Origin of the sequence: Streptococcus penaeicida (assembly GCF_002887775.1) — a bacterium.
In the GTDB taxonomy this organism is placed as follows: domain Bacteria; phylum Bacillota; class Bacilli; order Lactobacillales; family Streptococcaceae; genus Streptococcus; species Streptococcus penaeicida.
In genome coordinates this window covers 102,266-126,448 of the sequence record NZ_LOCM01000032.1, presented here as the reverse complement: position 1 = coordinate 126,448, position 24,183 = coordinate 102,266, and the positions used below count along the sequence as shown (strand labels likewise).

19 protein-coding genes, 1 other RNA gene and 3 pseudogenes are annotated in these 24,183 nt (G+C 39.3%); 22 read left to right on the top strand and 1 reads right to left on the bottom strand.

What is annotated here, in order from left to right:
- The first annotated feature begins 284 nt into the window (after positions 1-284).
- The 14 genes and pseudogenes from AT575_RS09315 (at position 285) to perR (ending at position 16,749) form a co-directional block, all read left to right on the top strand.
- Positions 285-1,724 carry a PTS sugar transporter subunit IIC gene (locus tag AT575_RS09315; protein ID WP_102778092.1) on the top strand — a complete coding sequence of 480 codons (1,440 nt, stop codon included), beginning with the start codon at positions 285-287 and terminating at the stop codon, positions 1,722-1,724.
- Between the two features lie 214 nt (positions 1,725-1,938).
- A complete protein-coding gene (locus tag AT575_RS09310; RefSeq protein WP_102778091.1) occupies positions 1,939-2,217 on the top strand; it encodes a PTS sugar transporter subunit IIB in 279 nt (92 codons plus the stop codon).
- 45 nt (positions 2,218-2,262) lie between these two features.
- Positions 2,263-2,748 (top strand): PTS sugar transporter subunit IIA, encoded by a 486-nt coding sequence (locus AT575_RS09305; RefSeq protein ID WP_071794101.1) that lies wholly within the window; start codon positions 2,263-2,265, stop codon positions 2,746-2,748.
- 50 nt (positions 2,749-2,798) lie between these two features.
- A complete protein-coding gene (locus AT575_RS09300) occupies positions 2,799-3,464 on the top strand; it encodes a 3-keto-L-gulonate-6-phosphate decarboxylase UlaD (protein ID WP_102778090.1) in 666 nt (221 codons plus the stop codon).
- Between the two features lie 3 nt (positions 3,465-3,467).
- The gene (locus AT575_RS09295) at positions 3,468-4,331 is read left to right on the top strand and encodes an L-ribulose-5-phosphate 3-epimerase (protein ID WP_102778089.1); all 864 of its coding nucleotides are present in this window, start codon (positions 3,468-3,470) and stop codon (positions 4,329-4,331) included.
- Positions 4,331-5,047 (top strand): L-ribulose-5-phosphate 4-epimerase, encoded by a 717-nt coding sequence (locus tag AT575_RS09290; protein WP_102778095.1) that lies wholly within the window; start codon positions 4,331-4,333, stop codon positions 5,045-5,047. The genes AT575_RS09295 and AT575_RS09290 overlap by 1 nt, the downstream gene beginning before the upstream one ends.
- Positions 5,048-5,175: 128 nt before the next feature.
- Positions 5,176-6,836, top strand: a pseudogene (locus AT575_RS09285) (BglG family transcription antiterminator).
- A gap of 175 nt (positions 6,837-7,011) precedes the next feature.
- Positions 7,012-8,103, top strand: coding sequence for an L-ascorbate 6-phosphate lactonase (gene ulaG / locus AT575_RS09280; protein ID WP_102778088.1), 1,092 nt, complete (start codon positions 7,012-7,014; stop codon positions 8,101-8,103).
- Positions 8,104-8,660: 557 nt separating this feature from the next.
- Positions 8,661-9,551, top strand: coding sequence for a diacylglycerol/lipid kinase family protein (locus tag AT575_RS09275; RefSeq protein ID WP_102778087.1), 891 nt, complete (start codon positions 8,661-8,663; stop codon positions 9,549-9,551).
- A 287-nt stretch (positions 9,552-9,838) separates the two neighbouring features.
- Positions 9,839-11,124, top strand: a pseudogene (locus tag AT575_RS09270) (quaternary amine ABC transporter ATP-binding protein).
- A gap of 14 nt (positions 11,125-11,138) precedes the next feature.
- The gene (locus tag AT575_RS09265; protein WP_102778086.1) at positions 11,139-12,872 is read left to right on the top strand and encodes an ABC transporter permease/substrate binding protein; all 1,734 of its coding nucleotides are present in this window, start codon (positions 11,139-11,141) and stop codon (positions 12,870-12,872) included.
- Between the two features lie 97 nt (positions 12,873-12,969).
- A pseudogene (polA, locus tag AT575_RS09260) lies at positions 12,970-15,613 on the top strand (DNA polymerase I).
- A 192-nt stretch (positions 15,614-15,805) separates the two neighbouring features.
- Positions 15,806-16,240, top strand: a complete 435-nt coding sequence (locus tag AT575_RS09255) for a CoA-binding protein (protein ID WP_102778085.1) — start codon at positions 15,806-15,808, stop codon at positions 16,238-16,240.
- A gap of 38 nt (positions 16,241-16,278) precedes the next feature.
- The gene (gene perR / locus AT575_RS09250) at positions 16,279-16,749 is read left to right on the top strand and encodes a peroxide-responsive transcriptional repressor PerR (protein ID WP_102778084.1); all 471 of its coding nucleotides are present in this window, start codon (positions 16,279-16,281) and stop codon (positions 16,747-16,749) included.
- Positions 16,750-16,806: 57 nt separating this feature from the next.
- Here the strand turns inward: perR and AT575_RS09245 are convergent, their stop codons facing one another.
- Entirely contained in the window at positions 16,807-17,580 is a 774-nt protein-coding gene (locus AT575_RS09245; RefSeq protein WP_102778083.1) for a DUF975 family protein, read from the bottom strand.
- A gap of 184 nt (positions 17,581-17,764) precedes the next feature.
- Between AT575_RS09245 and tgt the strand changes: the two genes are divergently transcribed.
- The 8 genes from tgt (at position 17,765) to AT575_RS09205 (ending at position 24,163) form a co-directional block, all read left to right on the top strand.
- Positions 17,765-18,907: a tRNA guanosine(34) transglycosylase Tgt gene (gene tgt, locus AT575_RS09240; RefSeq protein WP_102778082.1), complete on the top strand. Its 1,143-nt coding sequence runs from the start codon at positions 17,765-17,767 to the stop codon at positions 18,905-18,907.
- 109 nt (positions 18,908-19,016) lie between these two features.
- On the top strand, positions 19,017-19,322 hold the full coding sequence (locus AT575_RS09235; RefSeq protein ID WP_102778081.1) for a CHY zinc finger protein: 306 nt from the start codon (positions 19,017-19,019) through the stop codon (positions 19,320-19,322).
- Between the two features lie 2 nt (positions 19,323-19,324).
- Positions 19,325-19,861 (top strand): biotin transporter BioY, encoded by a 537-nt coding sequence (locus tag AT575_RS09230; RefSeq protein WP_102778080.1) that lies wholly within the window; start codon positions 19,325-19,327, stop codon positions 19,859-19,861.
- A 178-nt stretch (positions 19,862-20,039) separates the two neighbouring features.
- A complete protein-coding gene (locus AT575_RS09225; RefSeq protein WP_102778079.1) occupies positions 20,040-20,819 on the top strand; it encodes an MBL fold metallo-hydrolase in 780 nt (259 codons plus the stop codon).
- The gene (tadA, locus tag AT575_RS09220; RefSeq protein WP_102778078.1) at positions 20,819-21,343 is read left to right on the top strand and encodes a tRNA adenosine(34) deaminase TadA; all 525 of its coding nucleotides are present in this window, start codon (positions 20,819-20,821) and stop codon (positions 21,341-21,343) included. The genes AT575_RS09225 and tadA overlap by 1 nt, the downstream gene beginning before the upstream one ends.
- A 16-nt stretch (positions 21,344-21,359) precedes the next feature.
- Positions 21,360-21,445: signal recognition particle sRNA small type (gene ffs, locus AT575_RS09215), an RNA gene on the top strand.
- A 142-nt stretch (positions 21,446-21,587) separates the two neighbouring features.
- Entirely contained in the window at positions 21,588-22,937 is a 1,350-nt protein-coding gene (locus AT575_RS09210; RefSeq protein WP_102778077.1) for a glucose-6-phosphate isomerase, read from the top strand.
- Between the two features lie 425 nt (positions 22,938-23,362).
- Positions 23,363-24,163: an SDR family oxidoreductase gene (locus AT575_RS09205; RefSeq protein WP_102778076.1), complete on the top strand. Its 801-nt coding sequence runs from the start codon at positions 23,363-23,365 to the stop codon at positions 24,161-24,163.
- The last annotated feature ends 20 nt before the right edge of the window (positions 24,164-24,183 follow it).

Sequence of the window (24,183 nt, the reverse complement as noted above, 5' to 3'; positions counted from 1 at the left end):
GGGATAGTGGCAAGTAATACAAAGGCCTCTTTGAGAGGCAAGTGACGAGTCAAGAGCAATAAGGCTTGAACAAAGTGAAAGCCAGCGCCTTTAGACGCTGGCTTGTATTCTGGGCTTATAGCCCTTGATCAAACCACCCGTTAGACGGGTGGTTATGATTCTCTCTTTTTTCTAGTCCATTTTTGAACACAAGTCTGTGTGATACTTGGTCTTTTTTAAAACGCTTTCAATTCCTATAATAAGGTTATAAAAATTCTTATTAATTTTGGAAAGAGGTAGTCGTCATGGAATTCTTCCTAGCCCCCCTAAACTGGTTCTCGCAAAATATCTTGCAGAATCCAGCTTTCTTCGTTGGTTTATTAGTACTGGTTGGGTATTTACTTCTCAATAAACCTTTTCATGAGGTCTTTGCTGGTTTTATTAAAGCCACTGTTGGTTATCTGATTTTAAATGTTGGTGCTGGCGGTTTGGTTAATACTTTCCGACCAATTCTTGTAGCTTTGGCTAAGAAGTTTGAATTAAAGGCTGCGGTTATTGACCCTTACTTTGGTCTGGCAGCAGCAAATGCAAAACTAGAAGGTATGGGCTTCATTTCAGTTGCTACTACAGCCTTACTGATTGGTTTTGGGGTCAACATTCTGTTAGTTGCTCTTCGTAAAGTGACTAAGATTCGGACTCTGTTCATTACTGGACACATCATGGTTCAACAAGCTGCAACTATTTCAGTCTTTGTTCTGCTATTGATTCCTCAGTTCCAAAATGCCTTTGGTGCATGGGCTGTTGGTATTATCTGTGGACTTTATTGGGCTGTTAGTTCAAACATGACGGTAGAAGCAACACAACGACTAACTGGCGGTGGTGGCTTCGCTATCGGACACCAGCAACAATTTGCGATTTGGTTTGTGGACAAAGTTGCACCTTTCTTTGGTAAAAAAGAAGAAAACTTAGACAACTTAAAACTTCCAACTTTCTTAAGTATTTTCCATGATACTGTCGTTGCTTCAGCGACCTTAATGTTGGTCTTCTTTGGTGGAATCTTAGCTGTCCTTGGCCCAGAAATCATGTCTAATGTTGAATTGATTGGACCTGGAGCTTATGTTCCTGCAAAACAAGCTTTCTTCATGTATATTCTTCAAACATCCCTTACCTTCTCCGTTTATCTCTTCATCTTGATGCAAGGTGTTCGGATGTTCGTCTCTGAATTAACCAATGCCTTCCAAGGGATTTCAAACAAACTGTTGCCAGGTTCATTCCCTGCGGTTGACGTTGCAGCATCTTATGGTTTTGGCTCTTCTAATGCTGTCCTTTCAGGATTTGCCTTTGGGTTGATTGGTCAATTAATTACTATTACTCTTTTGGTTATCTTTAAAAATCCAATTTTGATTATTACTGGTTTCGTTCCAGTCTTCTTCGATAATGCCGCTATCGCGGTCTTCGCTGATAAACGTGGTGGTTGGAAAGCAGCTCTAGCCCTTTCATTCATCTCAGGTGTTATTCAAGTTGCCTTAGGTGCTGTTGCGGTTGGTCTCCTTGACCTTGCAGGTGGTTACCACGGAAATATCGACTTTGAATTCCCATGGTTAGCCTTTGGCTACATCTTCAAGTATCTTGGCGTGATTGGTTATGCTGCCGTATGTCTCTTCTTCCTAGCCATTCCTCAATTGCAATTTGCTAAAGCTAAGGATAAAGAAGCTTATTATCGCGGTGAAGCGCAGCCGAAATAAACTTTTAATTAGACTAGTGAGCTAGAGTCCCTTTTGGGACAATGGCTCCGCCCCTTAGGGGGTTAATTATGACTACAAAGCTTAGTAGTTCCAAGAACTCGGTTGGTCAGCGCAGCTGCAAATGGAGCTCGTTTCTGGGCTGACATGTGCTTTGTGTTAGAAATGATGTGACTGCTCAGCGATGAGCAAAAATAGAAAGTAAAGGAAATATCTCATGGTTAAGATTTTAACAGCATGCGGCAATGGCATGGGTTCATCTATGGTTATTAAAATGAAGGTTGAAAATGCTTTGCGCCAACTCGGTGTGACTGATATTCAATCGGCTTCTTGCTCTGTTGGGGAAGCTAAAAGTTTGGCGGCAGGTTACGATATTGTCGTTGCTTCTAATCATCTGATTCACGAATTGGATGGTAGAACGAAAGGTCATTTGGTTGGTTTAGATAACCTTATGGATGATCAAGAAATTAAAGCTAAGCTCAGTCAAGTTTTGTAAGATTTTTAGATAACTTTTTGACTGACGCTGTGGAAAGGAATTGACATGAATTTAAAAAAAGCTTTTATCGACAATAATTCAATTCGACTAGGCCTGTCAGCAGAAAGTTGGCAAGAGGCTGTCAAATTATCTGTGGCTCCCCTGATTGAAAGTGGGGCTGTTACAGAGGAATACTATCAGGCTATTATTGATTCTACTGAGGAACATGGGCCTTACTATATCTTAATGCCAGGAATGGCTATGCCCCATGCTCGGCCTGAAGCTGGGGTAGTGCGTGATGCCTTCTCATTGGTTACGCTACAATCTCCAGTAACCTTTTCGGATGGTAAAGAAGTGCAAGTTCTAGTGGCTTTAGCAGCCACAAGTTCAGCTATTCATGCCACAGTTGCGATTCCGCAAATCATCGCTCTTTTTGACATGAAAGATTCCATTAAACGACTTTTGGCTTGTCAATCAGAAGCAGAAGTTTTGGCTATGGTGGAAGAGTCAAAAGACAGTCCATATTTGGAAGGCTTTGATTTAGAGTCCTAAGGTAAGTGATTGATGAAATAAATAACGAATAGATAGAAAGAGGAAGAAAAGTGTCAAAACATATCCCAAATTTACAGGTTGCCTTGGATCATTCTGATTTACAAGGTGCGATTAAAGCTGCTGTTTCCGTTGGAAACGATGTTGATGTCATTGAAGCAGGTACTGTTTGTTTGCTTCAAGTCGGTAGTGAATTAGTAGAAGTTCTTCGCAGTTTATTCCCTGACAAAATCATTGTTGCCGATACTAAGTGTGCCGATGCTGGGGGAACTGTTGCTAAAAACAATGCCCTTCGAGGTGCTGACTGGATGACTTGTATCTGTTGTGCAACCATTCCAACTATGGAAGCAGCTTTAAAAGCTATCAAAGAAGTGCGTGGTGATCGCGGCGAAATCCAAATTGAACTTTATGGTGATTGGACTTTCGAACAAGCACAACTTTGGCTAGATGCTGGCATTTCTCAAGCTATTTATCACCAGTCTCGTGATGCTCTTTTAGCAGGTGAAACTTGGGGTCAAAAAGATTTGACTAAGGTAGCCAAATTAATTGAGATGGGCTTCCGTGTTTCCGTTACTGGTGGTCTTGATGTGGATACTTTGAAACTTTTCAAAGGTCTTGATGTCTTTACCTTTATTGCAGGTCGAGGGATTACTGAAGCTGAAAATCCACCCCAAGCGGCGCGTGCCTTTAAAGACGAAATCAAACGTATTTGGGGGTAAGCCATGAAGCGACCTATTGGAATCTATGAAAAGGCGACGCCAAAAGATATGACCTGGGATCAGCGCTTAGGCTTTGCCAAGGACCTTGGCTTTGATTTTCTCGAAATGTCTATTGATGAAAGTGATGCGCGCTTAGAACGCTTGGAATGGACCAAAGAGCAACGGTTAGACCTTGTTAAGGCCATTTATGAAACAGGGGTTCGTATTCCCAGTATTTGCTTCTCAGGTCATCGCCGTTTTCCCCTTGGTTCATCTGATGCGGCCATTGAAGCTAAATCCTTAGAATTGATGCAAAAATGTATTCAATTAGCAGTCGATTTAGGAGTTCGGGTCATTCAACTGGCAGGCTATGATGTTTATTACGAGGAAAAATCAGTTGCTACTCGGGCGCGTTTTATTAAAAATCTCCGTCAAGCTTGCGACTGGGCAGAACAAGCTCAAGTCATGTTAGCAATAGAGATAATGGATGACCCTTTCATCAATTCTATTGAAAAATACCTAGCTGTGGAGAAAGAAATTGACTCACCTTATCTTTTTGTCTACCCAGATACAGGTAATGTCTCTGCTTGGCATAATGATTTGTGGAGTGAATTCTACAATGGGCACCGCTCAATAGCGGCCTTACATTTAAAAGACACTTATGCCGTAACGGAAAGTTCTAAAGGGCAATTTAGAGATGTGCCTTTTGGCCAAGGTTGTGTTGACTGGCATCAAGTCTTTTCCGTTCTTAAAAAATGCAATTATCAAGGGCCTTTCTTAATTGAGATGTGGTCTGAAAACTGTCAAACAGTAGAGGAAACCAAAGCGGCTATTCAAGAAGCCCAAGACTTCCTCTACCCACTAATTGAAGAAGCGGGGTTATGGTGATGGCAAAAAATTTACAAGAAATGCGCCAGCGGGTTTGTCTGGCCAATCAATCCTTGCCACAACATGGCTTGGTTAAATTTACTTGGGGCAATGTCTCAGAAGTTTGTCGTGACTTAGGAATGATTGTTATCAAACCTTCAGGGGTTGACTACGATCAGTTGACACCTGAAAATATGGTGGTTACCGATTTAGATGGCAATGTCCTTGAAGGTGATTTAAACCCTTCTTCTGACTTACCAACCCATGTTCAATTATATAAGGCTTGGCCAGAAGTGGGTGGTATTGTTCATACACATTCAACTGAAGCTGTAGGCTGGGCTCAGGCAGGTCGTGATATTCCATTTTATGGGACCACACATGCTGACTATTTCTATGGTCCAATTCCTTGTGCCCGTTCATTAACAGCTGAGGAAGTAGATCAAGCCTATGAAAAAGAGACTGGCTCGGTTATTATTGAAGAATTTGCTAGACGGCAGTTAGACCCGATGGCTGTTCCAGGTATTGTTGTTCGCAATCATGGCCCATTTTCATGGGGTAAAACGCCAGAACAGGCTGTTTACCATTCTGTGGTTTTGGAAGAAGTGGCTAAGATGGATCGCTTTACCGAAGAAATTAATCCTAAAGTTGAATCTGCACCAGATTATATTATGGAAAAACATTACAGTCGTAAACATGGCCCTAACGCCTATTATGGTCAAAAGGGTCAAGTACATTGAAAGTCCCATCTTTAAAAGATGGTTTTAGAAATTGTTTGGGGAGACCTAGTCTCTTCAAACCTTTTTTGCTATAATGGTGTTTTGATTTACTTTTAAGCGCTTGCAAAAAGAATGACTGGGGGATGATCATGTTATTGCTAGATAAAAAAAGTTATGATTTGCTGTCTTACTTGATCAGCTTGGAAAAGCCCCAAACGGTGATGGCAATTTCTAAGGAATTGAATCAGTCTAGACGGAAGGTCTATTACCATCTGGAAAAGATTAACGAGCTTTGCCAGCTTCAGTCAATCAAATTGTTTCGCTACCTCGGATTGGGATTTTATTAGATAAGGACCAAAAGAAGGCCTGTCAATTTTTACTAAAGGATGTCACAGATTATAATTATGTCATGAAAAGCGATGAGCGGATGATTTTGTCAGCTATTTTTATCGCAATTTCAACCGAGAGGGTAACCATTGAGAAGTTAATGCAAATCAATGATGTTTCTCGCAACACAATTCTTAATGACTTAAGTGAATTAAGGGAAAGTCTATTCACCTTTGAATATTCAATCCAACTTCATTCAACCAAATCCAGAGGCTATTATTTTGAATGTTACCCTTTAAGTTATATTCAATTTCTCTACAAAATGTTGTCTGGTATTTTCCGAGGGGGAAATCAAACTTTTATTGAATTTTTTAATCATAAATTAGCTGAGCATTTAGCGGAGACAACTTATTTTTCTAAAGATTTCTTGCAATTCCTCAATGACTACTTGCCGGTTTCCCAGATGCAGCTAGGGAAACGCATCAATAGCCAAGATAGTCAATTTATGATTCAAATTTTACCATTTATTCTCTTAAGTTACCGTCATATGACTTGTGACCATCAAGTCATTGAGGCCTTGAAAAGGGACTTTAATTTAATTTGGAAGCGCAAGGAATACTATATTGCTAAAGACCTTGCTGATAAGCTCTATAAGCGTTTTAAATTACACTTAGATGAGATTGAAGTTGGTTTGGTAGCCATGTTGATGTTATCTTTTCGTAAGGATAAGGATAGTCACGTTGAGAGTCCAGATTATGATGACATGAGAACGACTCTAAGACATTTTATTACGGCGTTAGAAGATCGCTTTAATCTAGAATTCATTCATAAAGATGAACTGATTAAGCAGTTGACACAACACTGTAAGGCTTTAATTTATCGGAAGACTTACGGAATTTCTTCTATAAATCCATTGACTGAGCATATTCAGGACAAGTATCAAAACTTATATCAAAAAACGCAAAGCTGTGCCTCAATCTTAGAAGAAGCCTGGGGGATTCAATTATCCCCGGACGATCTTTCTTATTTAACCATTCACCTTGGTGGGGAACTAAGGAACAGCCAGGTTAAGAGGCAAGAAACACGTTTTATTATTGTTTCTGATGACGGCATTGCGATTCAAAAAATCGTCCTCCAACAGTGTAGTCAATACTTGAAGAGCCATCAAATATTGGCTGTCTTTACGACTGAACAATTTGAAAGTGTTAAGGATCTATTGGATGTGGATGTTATCATTACGACCAACCAGGAGTTGGATGCGGCCTTTACAACCATTACGGTTGATCCTATTTTGAGGGATGATCATATCCTGTCATTGATTCGCTTGTCCAAACGGCAAAATGTGGGAAAAGAATCTTATTTCTCTAGCCAGTTGAACAAGTGTATCGGTCAATATATAGATGAGGATAGGGATCGACATAATCTCAAGATGGAGATTGAAGCTTTAATCCATCAAGAATTGTTAGATGATTTTAAACATTAGAAGTTAGACCTCAACGGTTCTCAGGGCGAGAATAACTGTTGGGGATTTTTTAGTGCCTTTGATAGCCAATGTGTCCATTTTTGAACACAAGCCTGTGTGACACTTGGTCTTTTTTACTGTCCTCTGCCGTACTATACTTAAGATAAAGAAATCAATCTATCGGAGGAATTTGTTAATGGCAAAAATTAATGACATTACACGGGAGTCATGGATCTTGAGTACCTTTCCAGAATGGGGAACCTGGCTTAATGAAGAAATTGAAGAAGAAATCGTTCCGGAAAATAATGTTTCCATGTGGTGGTTAGGGAACTGTGGTATTTGGATAAAGACCCCTGCAGGAGCAAATATTGTTATGGACCTTTGGTCAAGTCGTGGAAAATCAACTAAAAAGGTAAAAGATATGGTTCGAGGACACCAAATGGCTAATATGGCCGGTGTTCGTAAGTTACAACCTAATTTGCGCGTGCAACCAATGGTTATTGATCCTTTTGCAATTAATGAGTTAGATTATTATTTTGTTTCTCACTTCCATAGTGATCATATTGATATCAATACGGCAGCAGCTATTATTAACAATCCTAAGTTGGATCATGTTAAACTAGTTGGACCTTACGAATGTGCAGAAATTTGGAAAAAATGGGGGGTTCCAGAAGAACGCATTATCATTGTCAAACCAGGTGATAGTATTGAATTGAAAGATATGAAAGTTACAGCGGTAGAATCCTTTGATCGTACTTGCTTGGTCACGCTACCTGTTGATGGTGCAGATGCTCAAGATGGAGAACTAGCTGGTTTGGCGGTTACGGATGACGAAATGGCTCGCAAGGCTGTCAACTATGTTTTTGAAACTCCTGGTGGTACCATTTACCATGGTGCAGATTCACACTTCTCAAATTATTTTGCTAAACATGGTCGTGATTTCTCAATTGACGTTGCCCTTAATAATTACGGTGAAAACCCAGTTGGTATTCAAGATAAAATGACTTCAGTGGACCTTTTAAGAATGGCAGAAAATCTCCGTGCCAAAGTTATTATTCCTGTCCACTATGATATTTGGTCTAACTTTATGACGTCAACAAGTGAAATTATTGAACTTTGGAAGATGCGTAAAGAAAGACTAGACTACCAATTCCATCCTTTCATTTGGGAAGTAGGCGGTAAATATACTTATCCACTTGATAAAGACAAGATTGAATACCACCATCCTCGTGGATTTGATGATTGTTTCTTGGAAGATTCTAATATTCAATTCAAAGCTTTATTATAAAATCAGTCCTGAACTCCTAAAAATGGAATAGTCAAGGTGAAGGCAAATACTATTTTTATTAGAAAATAATCTACTTATGCTACTTTACTTAAGTAGCTCGGACGGGTTCAACAGTCAGGGGAGTGACTGTTGAAGGAAATAAGAGAAACTGCACGGCAGTTTCTTCCAACATCTTAAGCCCCCTCGCTTTTTAGTTTTTATGCTCGGGCAGAAATCATCCTCAGGATAATTTCTCTCTCAAGATTTCCGAATGCCAGAAGCTTATTTGCTTCTGGCATTTTTGCTACGGCGTAAAGTATATGATTGTCTTGTTTCCAGGTAAGCTTCAATAATCATAAAAATTAAAACTAACATAATAATATTATGCGAAGTTATTTTTCGTTATTTGTCATCACCTTTTTACTTGGTGAGGTGAACTAAGTCATTAGCAGGCCAGCTTTAAAAAGAGTTCATATACTTTTTTCTTTTTATTTCTTTTCATAGTTATAGTTGAATGTCACCTCTTTTAGGGCATTATGTTAAAATGTAAGAAAATAAGTCAAGGAAGTGATAAGTCTATGAAAAAAGTGATGTTAGTTATTAATCCCGCATCGGGTGGAGAACAAGCTGAAAGCTTTGAGAAAGCAGCTGTGGAAAAGTTGTCGGCTTTCTTTGATCATGTTGAAAGACGCTACACAGAAGCTATTGGTGATGCTAAGAAATTTGCAAGAGAAGCAGCAGATGACCACTATGATAGTCTCTTTGTTATGGGTGGTGACGGAACTGTTAACGAGGGAATTAGTGGTATTGCAGAGCAAAGCTATCGACCTAAGTTTGGTTTTTTCCCACTTGGTACTGTCAACGATTTGGCCAGAGCTTTAGGGGTTCCTTTGGATCCTAAAGAGGCTATTGATCAATTACAACTAGATCAAACACAGGCTTTGGATATTGGTAAGGTTAATCATTCCTATTTCACTAATATTGTTGCTATTGGTAATATTCCAGCTTCCATTAATAATGTTGACGATAAAGAAAAGACTCTCTTAGGTCCCATGGCCTATGTCTTGTCAGGGATGAAAGAAATTCTTGGTAATCAAACCTATGAGTTTGATATTATTACTTCAGAAAATCGAGAAGTCGTAAAAGGGTCATTAGTGCTAGTAGGTTTAACTAATTCTATAGGGGGTATGGATCATTTTACTCCTGAAGCTAAGGTTGACGACGGCTTCCTACACTTGGTCTACACAAAAGATCAATCCGTCACTGATACGCTTAAAGCATTGCCTAGGCTATTCTCCAAAGAAAGTCCTAATGATGACTTGTTGGCTTACCGAAAAATCAAAGAGGCTACCATAACGGTCAAGAATGCAAGTTTGCAGACAAATGTTGATGGAGATCCTGGGGATAACCTTCCAGTACATGTTTCAGTATTGCCAAGTCATATTCAAGTTTATAAATGTAAAGTCTAATTTTTCAAGGATGCGAAAGATAATTTCACATCCTTTTTTAATGTGGTCACTATGGCTTGATACACTTGTATTACTGGTTAAGTAGCGCTTTCATAAAAAATCAAAATGGCGTCAAATGGGCATTTTGGGGATATTTTTTCGTTCAAAAAAGTTGACACAAGTGACCACACGTGATATTATTATAGTGTTCTGTTATCAAATAAAGCATTTTTTATAATTGATGGAGGAACTTCAGTTCCTTTTTTTATACCAATCAGGTTGAAGTGCTAGTACAAGAGAGGAATAAGATGAAAACTATTTTAAAAGTCAATCATTTAACAAAAGTCTTTGGAAAGAAGCAAAAAGTTGCTTTGGAAATGATTAAACAAGGAAAAGACAAATCGGAAATTTTCAAAAAAACGGGTTCAACCGTAGGTGTTTATGATGCCAGTTTTGATGTTAAAGAGGGTGAAATCTTCGTTATCATGGGACTATCTGGAAGTGGGAAATCAACTTTGGTCCGTATGATTAATCGCCTGATTGAGCCGACAACAGGAAGTATTGAACTTGATGGGAAAGATATTTCTAAATTGAATGCGGATAATCTCCGAGAAGTTCGTCGTCATGATATTAATATGGTCTTCCAGAGTTTTGCTCTATTTCCCCATAAGACCATTTTGGAGAACACTGAGTTCGGATTAGAATTAAGGGGAGTCCCAAAAGCTGAGCGTCAAGAGCGTGCAGAAAAGGCTCTTGATAACGCAGGTCTCTTGAATTTTAAAGACCAATACCCAAATCAATTATCTGGTGGGATGCAACAGCGTGTTGGTCTAGCTAGAGCTTTAGCTAATGGCCCTAAAATCCTTTTGATGGACGAGGCCTTCTCAGCTCTCGACCCTCTTATCCGTCGTGATATGCAAGATGAATTAATAGATCTTCAAGAATCAACTGGTCAAACCATTATTTTCATCAGTCACGATTTAAACGAAGCCCTTCGTATTGGCGACCGTATTGCTTTGATGAAAGATGGCCAAATCATGCAAATTGGTACTGGTGAAGAAATCCTGACTAAACCTGCCAATGACTTCGTTCGTGAGTTCGTTGAAGATGTTGACCGATCAAAAGTCTTAACGGCTCAAAATATCATGATTAAGCCATTCACAACCACTGTTGAAATCGACGGGCCTCAAGTCGCCCTTAACAGAATGCACACGGAAGAAGTATCCATGCTGATGGCGACAAACCGACGTCGTCAATTGGTTGGAACACTGACCGCAGATGCTGCCATTGATGCGCGGAAACGTGGGGTTCCTTTGGACGAAGTAATCGACCGTGAAGTACGGACAGTCAGCAAGGATACGACCATTACAGACATCATGCCACTCATTTACGATTCATCAGCTCCAATTGCGGTAACTGATGAAGATAACCGTTTACTAGGTGTTATTATCCGTGGCCGTGTCATCGAGCCTTGGCAAACTTGCCTGAAGAGGAAGAAGAGACAGTCATTACGGATATTAAAGAACCAGAAGCCGAAGAAAAGGCAGCTCTTTCTCTAGAGCCGCAAGCGGCAATGGCTGAGCAAAATGAGTAGAGGGAGATAGTAATTTGAATAAGATATTAGAAACAAAATTACCAGTAGCCAAGCTGGTAGAATCACTTACTGAATGGCTAACCAAAACCTTCTCTGGATTATTTGATATCCTACAAAGCATTGGTAGCTTCTTGATGGATTGGATGACTAGTGTCCTCCTCTTTATCCCACCATTATTATTTATTCTATTAGTTACAGTGGCAGTCTATTTCATCTCTAAGAAGAAATGGCCACTACCAATTTTTACCTTCCTAGGACTCCTCTTTATCTACAATCAGGGTCTCTGGGAACATTTGATTAATACCTTTACTTTGGTATTGGTGGCAAGTTTAATTTCCATCATTATTGGGGTTCCTCTTGGTATTTGGATGGCTAAAAGTGCAACGATTCGACATATCATTAATCCGATATTAGACTTTATGCAAACCATGCCGGCCTTCGTCTATTTAATTCCAGCTGTTGCCTTCTTTGGTATTGGGATGGTTCCGGGAGTCTTCGCATCCGTAATCTTTGCCCTACCTCCAACGGTTCGTTTTACCAATTTAGGTATTCGTAATATTTCGACAGAGTTAGTCGAAGCTTCGGACGCTTTTGGTTCTACACCACAACAAAAACTCTTAAAAGTGGAGTTACCATTAGCTAAAAATACTATTATGGCTGGTATTAACCAAACTATGATGCTTGCCCTTTCAATGGTGGTTACCGGGTCAATGATCGGAGCTCCAGGACTTGGACGAGAAGTCTTGTCAGCCTTACAACATGCTGATATCGGTACTGGTTTTGTTTCTGGTTTAGCCTTGGTTATTTTAGCCATTATTTTAGACCGGACAACGCAAACAATCAACAGTAAACAGGAAGATAAAGCAACAGCTGGTAAAACCAATAAAGTGGTTGGTTTGGCTGCCTTAGCACTCTTTGTACTTGCGGCGCTTGGCCATTCTTTCACAACAATGGCTGGCGGCTCAGGTGAAAAGGGTGAAAAAGTCAAAATTGCCTATATGCAATGGGATTCTGAAATTGCTTCAACCAATGTCATCGCGGAAGTCCTAAAACAAGAAGGCTACCGTGTTGAGATGACCCCACTTGATAATGCCGTTATGTGGCAGACAGTTGCCAACGGAAATGCTGATTTCACAGTAAGTCCTTGGTTACCGGTAACGCAAGCGGAACACATGAAGAAATACAAGGATCAAGTTGATGATTTAGGACCAAACTTGAAAGGGACTAAATTAGGTCTGGTTGTTCCAACATACATGAAAGATGTTAATAGCATTGAAGATTTATCGGATCAAGCTAAGAAGAAGATTACTGGTATTGAGCCGGGTGCAGGGATTACAACGGCTACGCAAAAAACCATTAAAGCCTATCCTAACTTGTCTGATTGGGAATTAGTGCTTTCCTCTACAGGGGCAATGACAACATCATTAGACCAAGCTATTAAGAACAAAGAAGAAATTATTGTGACAGGTTGGTCACCACACTGGATGTTCTCAAAATATGATTTGAAATATTTGAAAGACCCTAAGAAAACCCTTGGTGGTGAGGAAAATATTCAAACACTTGCTCGTTTGGGCTTGAAAAAAGACATGCCTAAACTTTATAAGATTGTTGACAATTTCTACTGGACAACAGAAGATATGGAATCCGTTATGTTAGACATGAATAATGGCATGAAACCAGAAGATGCTGCTAAAAAATGGATTAAAGCCAACAAGGATAAAGTTAAGAAATGGACTGATACTAAATAAGCTCCTAAAATGATTAGAGCCAGGACGATTGTCTTGGCTCTTTTTTGTCGATGACTTAAAAGCATCGAAACCAGAAGGCTTGTGTTATAATAAGGCTATGGAAAACAAGAATAAACTATTATTAATTGACGGCTCTTCAGTAGCCTTTCGTGCCTTTTTCGCTCTCTACAATCAAATTGATCGTTTCCGGAATCAGTCAGGCCTACACACTAATGCTATCTATGGCTTCCACTTGATGTTGGACCATATGATGAAGCGGGTGCAACCGACTCACATTCTGGTGGCTTTTGATGCGGGTAAAACCACTTTCCGAACTGAGATGTACGCAGATTACAAAGGAGGGCGTGCAAAGACTCCGGATGAATTCCGTGAGCAATTCCCTTATATCCGTGAAATGCTGACAGCTCTAGGCGTGCCCTACTATGACTTAGCCAATTATGAAGCTGATGATATTATTGGGACTCTTGATAAAATGGCTGAGCGGACAGAAGTGCCTTTCGATGTGACCATTGTTAGTGGTGATAAGGACTTGATCCAATTGACTGACGAGAACACCGTGTCGAAATTTCCAAAAAGGGAGTGGCGGAATTTGAAGAATTCACTCCGGTCTACCTGATGGAAAAAATGGGTTTGACCCTGATCAATTTATTGACCTCAAAGCCTTAATGGGAGATAAATCAGATAATATTCCAGGGGTTACCAAAATTGGTGAAAAAACAGGTTTAAAATTGTTGCATGAGTTTGGCACTTTAGAAGGTATCTATGACAATATTGAGAGCTTCAAGGCCTCAAAAATGAAAGAAAACCTGATTAACGATAAGGAACAAGCTTTTCTGTCTAAGACTTTGGCGACTATCAACACTCAGGCACCAATCACTATTGATCTAGAAGACCTGGTTTACCATGGTCCACAAATTGAAAGTCTTGCGAAATTCTATGAAGAAATGGAATTCAATCAATTCCGAGAAGCTTTGACAGGGCAAATGCCAAGTGAACCGGTTGCTGAAATCAGCTACCAGGAAGTGACTGATCAGGTAACAGAAGACATGTTCTCTGACCAAGACCTTTTCTATTTTGAAATTTTAAATGATAATTATCACCGCCAAGCCATTTCGAGCTTTGCTTGGGGGAATAAAGACGCCATTTATGTGAGTCAAAATCCTGATTTGCTGCGCCAGTCATTATTTAAAAAAGTCTTGGAAAAACCAATGGCAACCTACGACTTTAAACGTGTCAAGGTCCTTTTGAGTCATATGGACATTGACTTAGGGCAGGTGGCTTATGATGCTCGTTTGGCCAACTACCTCTTGTCAAACGTCGATGATAACCAATTGTCAACGATTGCTCGTCAGCACACCACTATTCCTTTAGAAGCTGATGATCTGGTTTATGGTAAAGGGGTTAAACGTGGCTACCCAGAAAAAGATCTTCTTTTTGCGCATTTAGCTCGTAAAGTGGCTGTATTGGTGGAAAGTCAACCAGTCATGTTAGAAAAACTGGCTGCTAATGAACAAGAAGATCTCTACCAAAACATTGAGTTACCTCTAGCCAATGTCCTTGCTAAGATGGAGATTCGTGGGATTAAGGTTAATAAAGAAACCTTAGTTGAGATGGCTGAGCAAAATAAGAAAATTATTGAAACCTTGACGCAAGAAATTTATGAGCTTGCGGGTGAAGAATTCAATATTAACTCGCCTAAACAATTGGGTGTCATTCTCTTTGAGAAGATGCAATTACCTCTTGAAATGACTAAGAAAACCAAAACAGGCTATTCAACCGCTGTTGATGTTTTGGAACGCTTGGCGCCGATTGCACCGGTTGTTGCAAAAATATTAGACTACCGTCAAATCACAAAATTACAGTCGACTTATTTAATTGGTCTACAAGACTACATTATGGAAGACGGTAAGATCCATACCCGTTATGTTCAAGATTTAACCCAAACGGGTCGTCTGTCTAGTATTGACCCTAACTTGCAAAATATCCCTATCCGGATGGAGCAGGGACGCCTAATCCGTAAAGCTTTCACTGCGTCAACACAAGATTCTCTTCTTTTAAGTTCAGACTATTCACAGATTGAATTAAGGGTCTTGGCTCATATTTCAGGTGACGACCACTTAATTGCTGCCTTCAATGAAAATGCGGACATCCATACGTCAACAGCTATGCGTGTCTTTGGTATCGACAAGGAAGAAGATGTAACTGCTAATGACCGTCGAAATGCTAAAGCAGTAAACTTTGGAATCGTCTATGGTATTTCCGATTTTGGCTTGTCTAACAACCTGGGCATTAGTCGCAAACAGGCGCGTGAATACATTGATACTTATTTTGAACGTTACCCTGGTATTAAAAACTACATGGATTCTATAGTACGCGAAGCTAAAGATAAAGGCTATGTGGAAACCCTCTTTAAACGACGTCGTGAATTACCGGATATCAACTCTCGCAATTTCAACGTGCGATCCTTTGCGGAGCGGACAGCCATTAACTCGCCAATTCAAGGAAGCGCAGCCGATATTCTCAAAATCGCCATGATTAACCTGGATAAGGCTTTGGAAAATGGTGCCTTTAAAGCTCAAATGTTACTACAAGTACACGATGAAATCGTCTTAGAAGTTCCCAAGGATGAGCTCGACGCTGTCAAACAGTTGGTTAAAGAGACCATGGAAAGTGCGGTAGAATTAGCGGTTCCATTACGGGCTGACGAAAATTCAGGTCAGTCATGGTACGAAGCCAAGTAACCTTTTAGAATATATTTCTCATTTTTCTAACTTGTGTTATAATGGGATGAAAAAGAAGGTTTTTGCACAAGGATGAATGGTTACGAAGACAGATCTTGAAACTAGCAGCCCTAATGATTCTGATTGACCTAGCTTTTATCCTGATATCTTTTCTTTGGATTTATCTCAGTACGTAGAAAAAGAGGACCACAAATGACCTATCATTTTCAAAACCCTTCTGATGAAACTATAAAAGCTTATTTGCAAGAAGCTAAAAGAATTGCTGTCGTTGGTTTGTCAGATAGGACAGAAACAGCAGCCTATGGCGTAGCGAAATTTATGCAGGCTATGGGTTATCGGATTATTCCAGTCAATCCCAAATTAGCTGGGCATGAAATCTTAGATGAAAAAGTCTATGCTAGCCTAAAAGACATACCAGAAGCTATTGATATTGTGGATGTCTTCAGACGTAGTGAGGCCCTTCCACAAGTGGCTCAAGAATTTTTAGAAACAGATGCAAAGGTTTTTTGGGCACAACTTGGCTTGGAAAATCAGGAAGCTGAAGCGATTTTAAGGGCGGCCGGAAAAGAAGATATTGTCATGAATCGTTGCCTAAAAATTGATTACCGAACTTCATGTTATAATTGAGAATATAAATACCCGCTAGAAAAATAAGGAGATTGTTTATGGATGTTCATTCACATAACCAACAAGCTTTAGATGCCTTTGAAAATGTTTTAGAGCATCTACGTGAAAAACATATTAGAATTACGGAAACTCGTAAAGCTATTATTTCATATATGGTTCTGTCGCAAGAACATCCAAGTGCTGACAAAATTTATCGGGACTTGAAAGATGATTTTCCTAATATGAGTTTAGCGACTGTCTACAATAACTTAAAGGTTCTTGTTGACGAGGGTTTTGTTTCAGAAATTAAAATTTCTAATGATTTAACGACATATTATGATTTTATGGGACACCAACACGTCAATGTTGTTTGTGAAGACTGTGGTAAAATTGCTGACTTTATGGATGTTGATGTCATGGATGTTGCCAAAGAGGCCCATGAGCAAACAGGCTATCGGATTACGCGTATTCCAATTATTGCTTACGGGATTTGTCCTGAATGCCAAAAGAAAACCAAACGTCTCTATTAATCTAACAAAAATAGCCATCTCTTTTGAGAAGGCTATTTTATATTGTCTTCACATAATTTAATGTGGAAGGGAGTCAGATTTCAACTTTTTTAAGTGTTCATAGAAATAGAGGTCGCTGGTAAGGAAATAAGGATAAACATGGAAAAGTAAAAGTCCAAAAGAAAAGATAATCAGAATCAACCAACCAAAAAAGGTAAGGTGAAGGAGGAAATTTTTCCACTTATAACCTTTGGTTAAAGCAACACTCCGGTCAATAACATCGGCAGGTCCAATGTATTGACCGCTCTCAACTAATTCAAAAAGAATAGGGTTGACTTTGGAATAGGCGTATTGCCGGTTGATAGAGATAGTACCACCAACAAGGCTGATAATCATTCCGAAAATGAGTACCCATAAAGCTGTACTCCAGCCATTACTTTGCCCCATATAGATTCCCAAACCTACTAGAGCTAGTCCTAGTAAGAAGAGGAGGGACCAAACGATTAGTAATAGCCATTTAATAAAACTGACAATGATAATTTTCCAAAATAGGTTTGCTGAAAAGGAAAGAGGCAAGTCATTGAAAGAGACTTCTCTTTGTTTATTTTGGATGACTTTTAGCATGGTAAAAGTGGCTGATAGTCCAAAGAAACTGGCTAAAATATTAAGTAAAGTTGGAAATAATTCAGCAAAAACAGATGTTTGGACTCCCGAATCAATAATAGCATTTTGGTGGATTTGAACAGCGATAAGTGCAATGATAAAGATAATGGGAATAAAAAAAAGTTGTTGTTTGCCAGGCAAGTTTTTGAGTAGGCCTTTTGCCTGTTTTTTATAGTCTGATGATTTCATTGGGACTCCTTTAGTCTAGTCTTTATTATAGCATAAGGCCTCTGTCTTTTCATACTAATTCGCTAGTGAAATGCCATGACAAACCTTCAAAAATCTGTTAGAATAATAAAGCTGAAGAACAAGGGGAATTGCTTCTACAAGCCAAATAAAGCGCAAGACTGTTATTCTTGAAAGCGAGGAAAAAATGACTGATCATCCTATTAAATACCGTCTGATCAAAAAAGAAAAGCACACAGGAGCTCGTCTTGGTGAAATCATTACACCACATGGGACCTTTCCAACACCTATGTTTATGCCAGTCGGAACACAAGCGACGGTAAAAACGCAATCTCCAGAAGAACTCAAATCAATGGGTTCTGGAATTATTCTATCTAATACTTATCATCTTTGGTTACGTCCTGGTGATGAATTAATTGCTAGAGCTGGTGGCCTTCATAAGTTTATGAATTGGGATCAACCGATTTTAACCGATTCAGGTGGTTTCCAAGTTTATTCACTAGCAGACTCACGGAACATCACTGAAGAAGGGGTGACCTTTAAAAATCATCTGAACGGTTCAAAAATGTTCTTATCACCTGAGAAGGCTATCTCTATTCAAAATAATCTTGGTTCAGATATCATGATGAGTTTTGATGAATGTCCACAATTCTATCAACCCTATGACTATGTCAAAAATTCTATTGAACGGACAAGTCGTTGGGCTGAGCGTGGACTCAATGCCCATCGTCGACCACATGACCAAGGTCTCTTTGGTATCGTTCAGGGTGCTGGTTTTGAAGACTTACGTCGCCAATCAGCAGCAGATCTCGTAGGTATGGACTTTGCAGGCTATTCTGTTGGTGGTCTGGCCGTAGGCGAAACTCACGAAGAAATGAATGCTGTCCTTGATTTTACCACACCTTTATTACCAGAAAACAAACCCCGTTACTTGATGGGAGTTGGGGCACCAGATAGTTTAATTGACGGTGTTATCCGTGGAATTGATATGTTTGACTGTGTTCTTCCAACGAGAATCGCTCGAAATGGAACTTGTATGACTAGTGAAGGTCGTTTAGTGGTGAAAAATGCTAAGTTTGCGGAAGACTTTACACCACTTGACCATGAGTGTGATTGCTACACTTGTCAAAACTACACCAGAGCTTACATTCGTCATTTATTGAAAGCTGATGAAACCTTTGGTATCCGTTTAACCAGTTATCATAACCTTTACTTCTTGGTAAATCTTATGAAAAAAGTACGTCAGGCTATTATGGATGACAACCTCTTGGAATTCCGCGAAGATTTCCTTGAACGCTATGGTTACAAGACTTCAAGCCGTAATTTCTAAAAACAGAGTTGATCTCTGTTTTTAAATTGTCTTTTTGTTACCCTATAATAAAAATTAGGTTGACAAGTTCTCGGAATTAGCTTAAACTAAGTTACAGAAAAGAGTTCATATGGAATATTTTGGAATTGACTTAGATCAGGAATCACGTTGCCGACATTATCATAGTGACTTGGATATTGCTACTTTAAAATGCCAAGCCTGTCAGAAATATTATGCCTGTTATCAGTGCCATGACTTACTAGAAGACCATCTCTTTGAGCCCAGCGGTAAAGAGGAAGTTTATCCAGTAGTTTGTGGCGCCTGTAAGAATCAGCTTAGCCTGGCTTCTTATCAGAAAGGGTTTTGCCCCTATTGTCAAAAAGCCTTTAATCCTAAATGTGCTCTTCACAAAGATATTTATTTTAAAAAGGAGTAACCATGTTCAAAACCAAAGATCTAACCTATATGGCCATGATGACAACTCTTATCATTATTTTATGCTTTATCCCAGCCATTCCCTTGGGCTTTATTCCGGTCCCAATTGTTCTCCAAAATATGGGGATTATGTTAGCCGCCTTAATTCTTGGAGGAAGACGAGGAAGTCTTTCTGTTATCCTCTTTATGCTTATTGGCTTTATTGTTCCAGTATTCTCAGGCAAGGCCACAACTTTACCAGTTTTTATGGGGCCAACAGCGGGCTATGTTTTTGCCTGGTTACTAGTACCACTAGTTTTTGCAGGTTTATTTAAAGCATTAAAGTCACAAAATAAAGTCATTCTTTTTGCTTTAATTTGGTTAGCTGGCGTTCTTTTAGTTGATGTGATTGGCGCAGTTTGGATGTCAATTCACACCGGCATGCCTATCGGGGCAGCTTTAGTATCTAATCTTGTCTTTATTCCAGGAGATACCATTAAGGCCGGTCTAGCAACTCTCATTGCATATAAGCTGAGAGAATCTTATATCAATGCAGGCTAGTCTGCATTGGTCTGTCATATTTTCAATCGTGAGTAACATTAAGACATCAGTCTTTTAAGTAAGAAGCTAGGAAATTGGGCCTGGCTTTTTATTTTTAGGCAAATTGACATTTTCCTAAAAAGTCACTTCCTTTGATTTCTGATATAATAAGAGAAAGGAAGAAAGTAGGTAAAGGCTTATGAAAATTACAACTTTAGGTTCTTGGGGAGGTTACCCTTTTCAAGATCAGGGAACAACCTCCTATCTCTTAACAGGGCATGATGGTTTTCAACTGTTAATGGATTGTGGCAGTCGTGCCTTAAATGAGTTGGAAAAAGTTATCAGTCCCTTGGACTTAGATGCGGTTTTGATTAGTCATTATCACCCTGATCATGTTGCTGATTTAGGTGTCTTACGCCATTACCGCCAGCTCTATCCAAAGCATTTATGGGATGCTAAAGTACTACCTATTTATGCTCATGATGAAGATCCCAGTGAGTTTGCTAAATTAAGCTTACCAGATGTCTCAGTTGGTGTGGCCTATGATGTCCATGGGTCTCAATCGATTGGTCCTTTTGATATTGCTTTTATCAAAACTGTTCATCCGGTTATTTGTTATGCTTTTCGGATTGTTGAGAGGAAGACTGGTCAAGTCTTTGTCTTTACTGCGGATACGGGCTATTTTGAGGATATGACCACTTTTGCGCAAGATGCGGATCTCTTTTTAGCAGACGTCTATCTTTATGAGGGTAATGAAAATCATTTTGCCCATTTAACCTCTAAAGAAGCAGGGCTAATGGCTCAGGCTGCTGGAGTTAAGAAACTTGTTTTGACCCACATGCCCCCTGTCCCTCCGCAAGGGATTGACCCAAACCGTCATTTGGAAATTTTAAAAGAAGAAACCCAAAAGTATGCAGGTCACATTCCGGTTGAATTAGCCTTTCCTCAGCTATCTTGGGACTTAGGAAGTTTGGAGTAATGGAATTTAGTCAGGAAGAAAAAGAATACTTTATGAAGCAGGCCTTGTTGGAGGCGGAAAAATCTTTAGCTAAGGCGGAGATTCCAATTGGCTGTGTTATTGTCAAAGATATGGAAATTATTGGTCGTGGCCATAATGCGCGTGAGGAGCTGAATCAAGCCGTTATGCATGCGGAAATCATGGCTATCAATGAGGCTAATGCCACTGTCGGGAACTGGCGTCTTTTGGATAGCACTTTATTTGTGACCATTGAACCTTGTGTCATGTGTAGTGGTGCCATTGGTTTAGCTAGAATACCTCAGGTCATCTTTGGCGCCGCCAATCAAAAATTTGGTGGAGCGGGAAGTCTCTATCAGATTCTGACAGATGAACGGCTCAATCATCGGGTTGACCTGGAAACTGGGATTTTAGAAGCCGAATGTGCTCAAATCATGCAAGAATTTTTCCGTCAGGGACGCTTGCAAAAGAAGGAGGCTAAGCGCCTAGCCAAAGAAGAAGCAAGTCAGAACCTTGCAAATTCATGATTTTATGGTAGAATATTAACTGGAGCAACACTTGTGCGTGAAGTGGGTCAGGGGAGGAATCCAGCAGCCCTAAGCGATTTCAGGTGTGTGCTCTATTTTTTTGTCAAAAAATGGTCAATTTTCAATAATTTTCTTGAAAAGAAAATAACTTTCAGATATTGTGAAAATATCTTCAAAATGATTGAAAAAATAGAAACAAAGAGTTAATATAGTAGTGAACGCAAAAATTATAAGGGGTACATTTATGTCACATATTAAATTTGATTATTCAAAAGTACTAGGACAATTCGTTGCACCACATGAATTGGACTACATGCAAATGCATGTTTCCGCAGCTGACGCAGCTTTACGTCAAGGTACTGGCCCAGGTGCTGAAATGACTGGTTGGTTAAACCTTCCTGAAGATTACGATAAAGAAGAATTTGCTCGTATTCAAAAAGCAGCAGCTAAAATCCAATCTGATAGCCAAGTGCTTGTCGTTATCGGTATCGGCGGTTCATACTTAGGTGCCCGCGCAGCAATTGATTTCTTAAACAATTCATTCGTTAATTTACAAACAGCTGAAGAACGTAAAGCTCCACAAATTCTTTATGCTGGAAATTCTATTTCATCAAACTACCTTGCTGACTTAGTAGACTACGTTGCTGATAAAGATTTCTCAGTAAACGTGATTTCAAAATCAGGTACAACTACTGAACCTGCAATTGCTTTCCGTGTTTTCAAAGAATTACTTGTTAAAAAATATGGTAAAGACGAAGCAAATAAACGCATTTATGCAACTACTGATAAAGCTAAAGGAGCTGTTAAAGTTGAAGCTGACGCAAATGGTTGGGAAACTTTCGTTGTTCCAGATAGCGTTGGTGGCCGTTTCACCGTATTAACACCAGTTGGATTACTTCCAATTGCTGCTTCAGGTGCTGACATCACTAAATTGATGGAAGGCGCAAACGCAGCTCGTCAAACTTACACTTCAGATAAAATTGCTGAAAATGAAGCATACCAATATGCTGTAATCCGTAACATTCTTTACCGTAAAGGTTATGTTACTGAAGTCTTTGCCAACTACGAACCATCTCTTCAATACTTCAGTGAGTGGTGGAAACAATTAGCTGGTGAATCAGAAGGTAAAGATCAAAAAGGTATTTACCCAACTTCAGCTAACTTCTCAACAGACTTACACTCATTAGGACAATTTATTCAAGAAGGTTACCGTAACCTCTTCGAAACAGTTATCCGTGTTGATAAACCACGTCAAAACATCACAATTCCTACTGAAGAGGCTGATCTTGATGGCTTAGGTTATTTACAAGGAAAAGATGTTGACTTCGTCAACAAAAAAGCAACTGACGGTGTGCTTCTTGCCCATACAGATGGAGGTGTTCCAAATACTTACTTGACTATTCCTAGCCAAGATGAGTTCACTCTTGGATACACAATCTACTTCTTCGAAATTGCTATTGCTTTATCAGGTTACTTAAATGGTGTTAATCCATTTGACCAACCAGGAGTTGAAGCATACAAGAAAAACATGTTTGCCCTTTTAGGTAAACCAGGATTTGAAGAATTAGGTGCAGAATTAAACGCACGTTTATAATGTTGATATTTAAGAGCTTTTTAAACTAGCTTTTAGACTAAAGGAAAAAATATTTTTTCCGATACTTTACTTAGGAAGTTAGGACGGTAGCGACTTCCTCCGGAATTCCATACCTAAATCTTAAGCCTAGGGTCTTAAGATTTCCGAATGCCAGGAACTAATAGTTTCTGGCATTTTTGCTACAGCGTAAAGTATCGGTTTGTCATGCTTCACTCGCAAGTTCTATATTCAATAGTTGAGAGATTAATATTATCAAGTTTGTCATAAGCTGGTAAAAAACACTTGGTCAAAACAATTAGCCCTTATTGAGGGCTTTTTTTTTTATTAGTATAGTATTTTTTTAAAATCTAGAAAAATGACTGTCTTAATTATTAGTTGTAAGCGTTTTATAATAAAGTCACAAAATAATTTTAAGGAGAGTTATTATGACAGACTGGTTAAACATATCAGGAAAAACCGTAGTCGTTACGGGTGCCTCATCTGGGATAGGTAAAGCTATCGTAGAAGAACTTTTAGAACTGGATGTTAAAGTTGCTAACTTTGACATTCAAGATAATGGCTTAAAACATGACAATTTACTTTTTGTTCAGGTAGATGTAACTTACCGTGAACAAGTTGAGGCTGCGGTATGTCAGGTAGTTGAACGATTTGGAACTATTGATGCATTAGTTAATAATGCAGGTATTAATGTTCCTCGTTTGCTAATTGATCCAAAGGATCCTCATGGGAAGTATGAACTTGATGATGCAACTTTTGAAAAAATTACCATGATTAATCAAAAAGGTCTGTATTTAGTTAGTCAATCAGTAGGAAGAATTCTAGTTGAAAAACAATCTGGTGTCATTATTAACATGGCGTCTGAAGCAGGATTGGAAGGTTCAGAAGGACAAAGTGCTTATGCGGCAACAAAGGCTGCTGTATATAGCTACACGCGTTCTTGGGCTAAAGAACTTGGTAAACATGGGGTTCGTGTCGTTGGTATTGCACCTGGTATTATGGAAGCGACAGGTTTGCGCACATTGGCATATGAGAAAGCATTAGGCTATACTAGAAATAAAACTGTTGAACAAATTAGAGAAGGTTATTCATCAACCAGTACAACACCATTGGGTAGAAGTGGAAAACTAAGTGAAGTTGCTGATCTGGTAGCCTATTATATTTCAGATCGTTCAAGCTATATTACTGGAATTACAACAAATGTGGCAGGTGGTAAGACTAGAGGATAGTAATAGATAAGGAAGTGAAT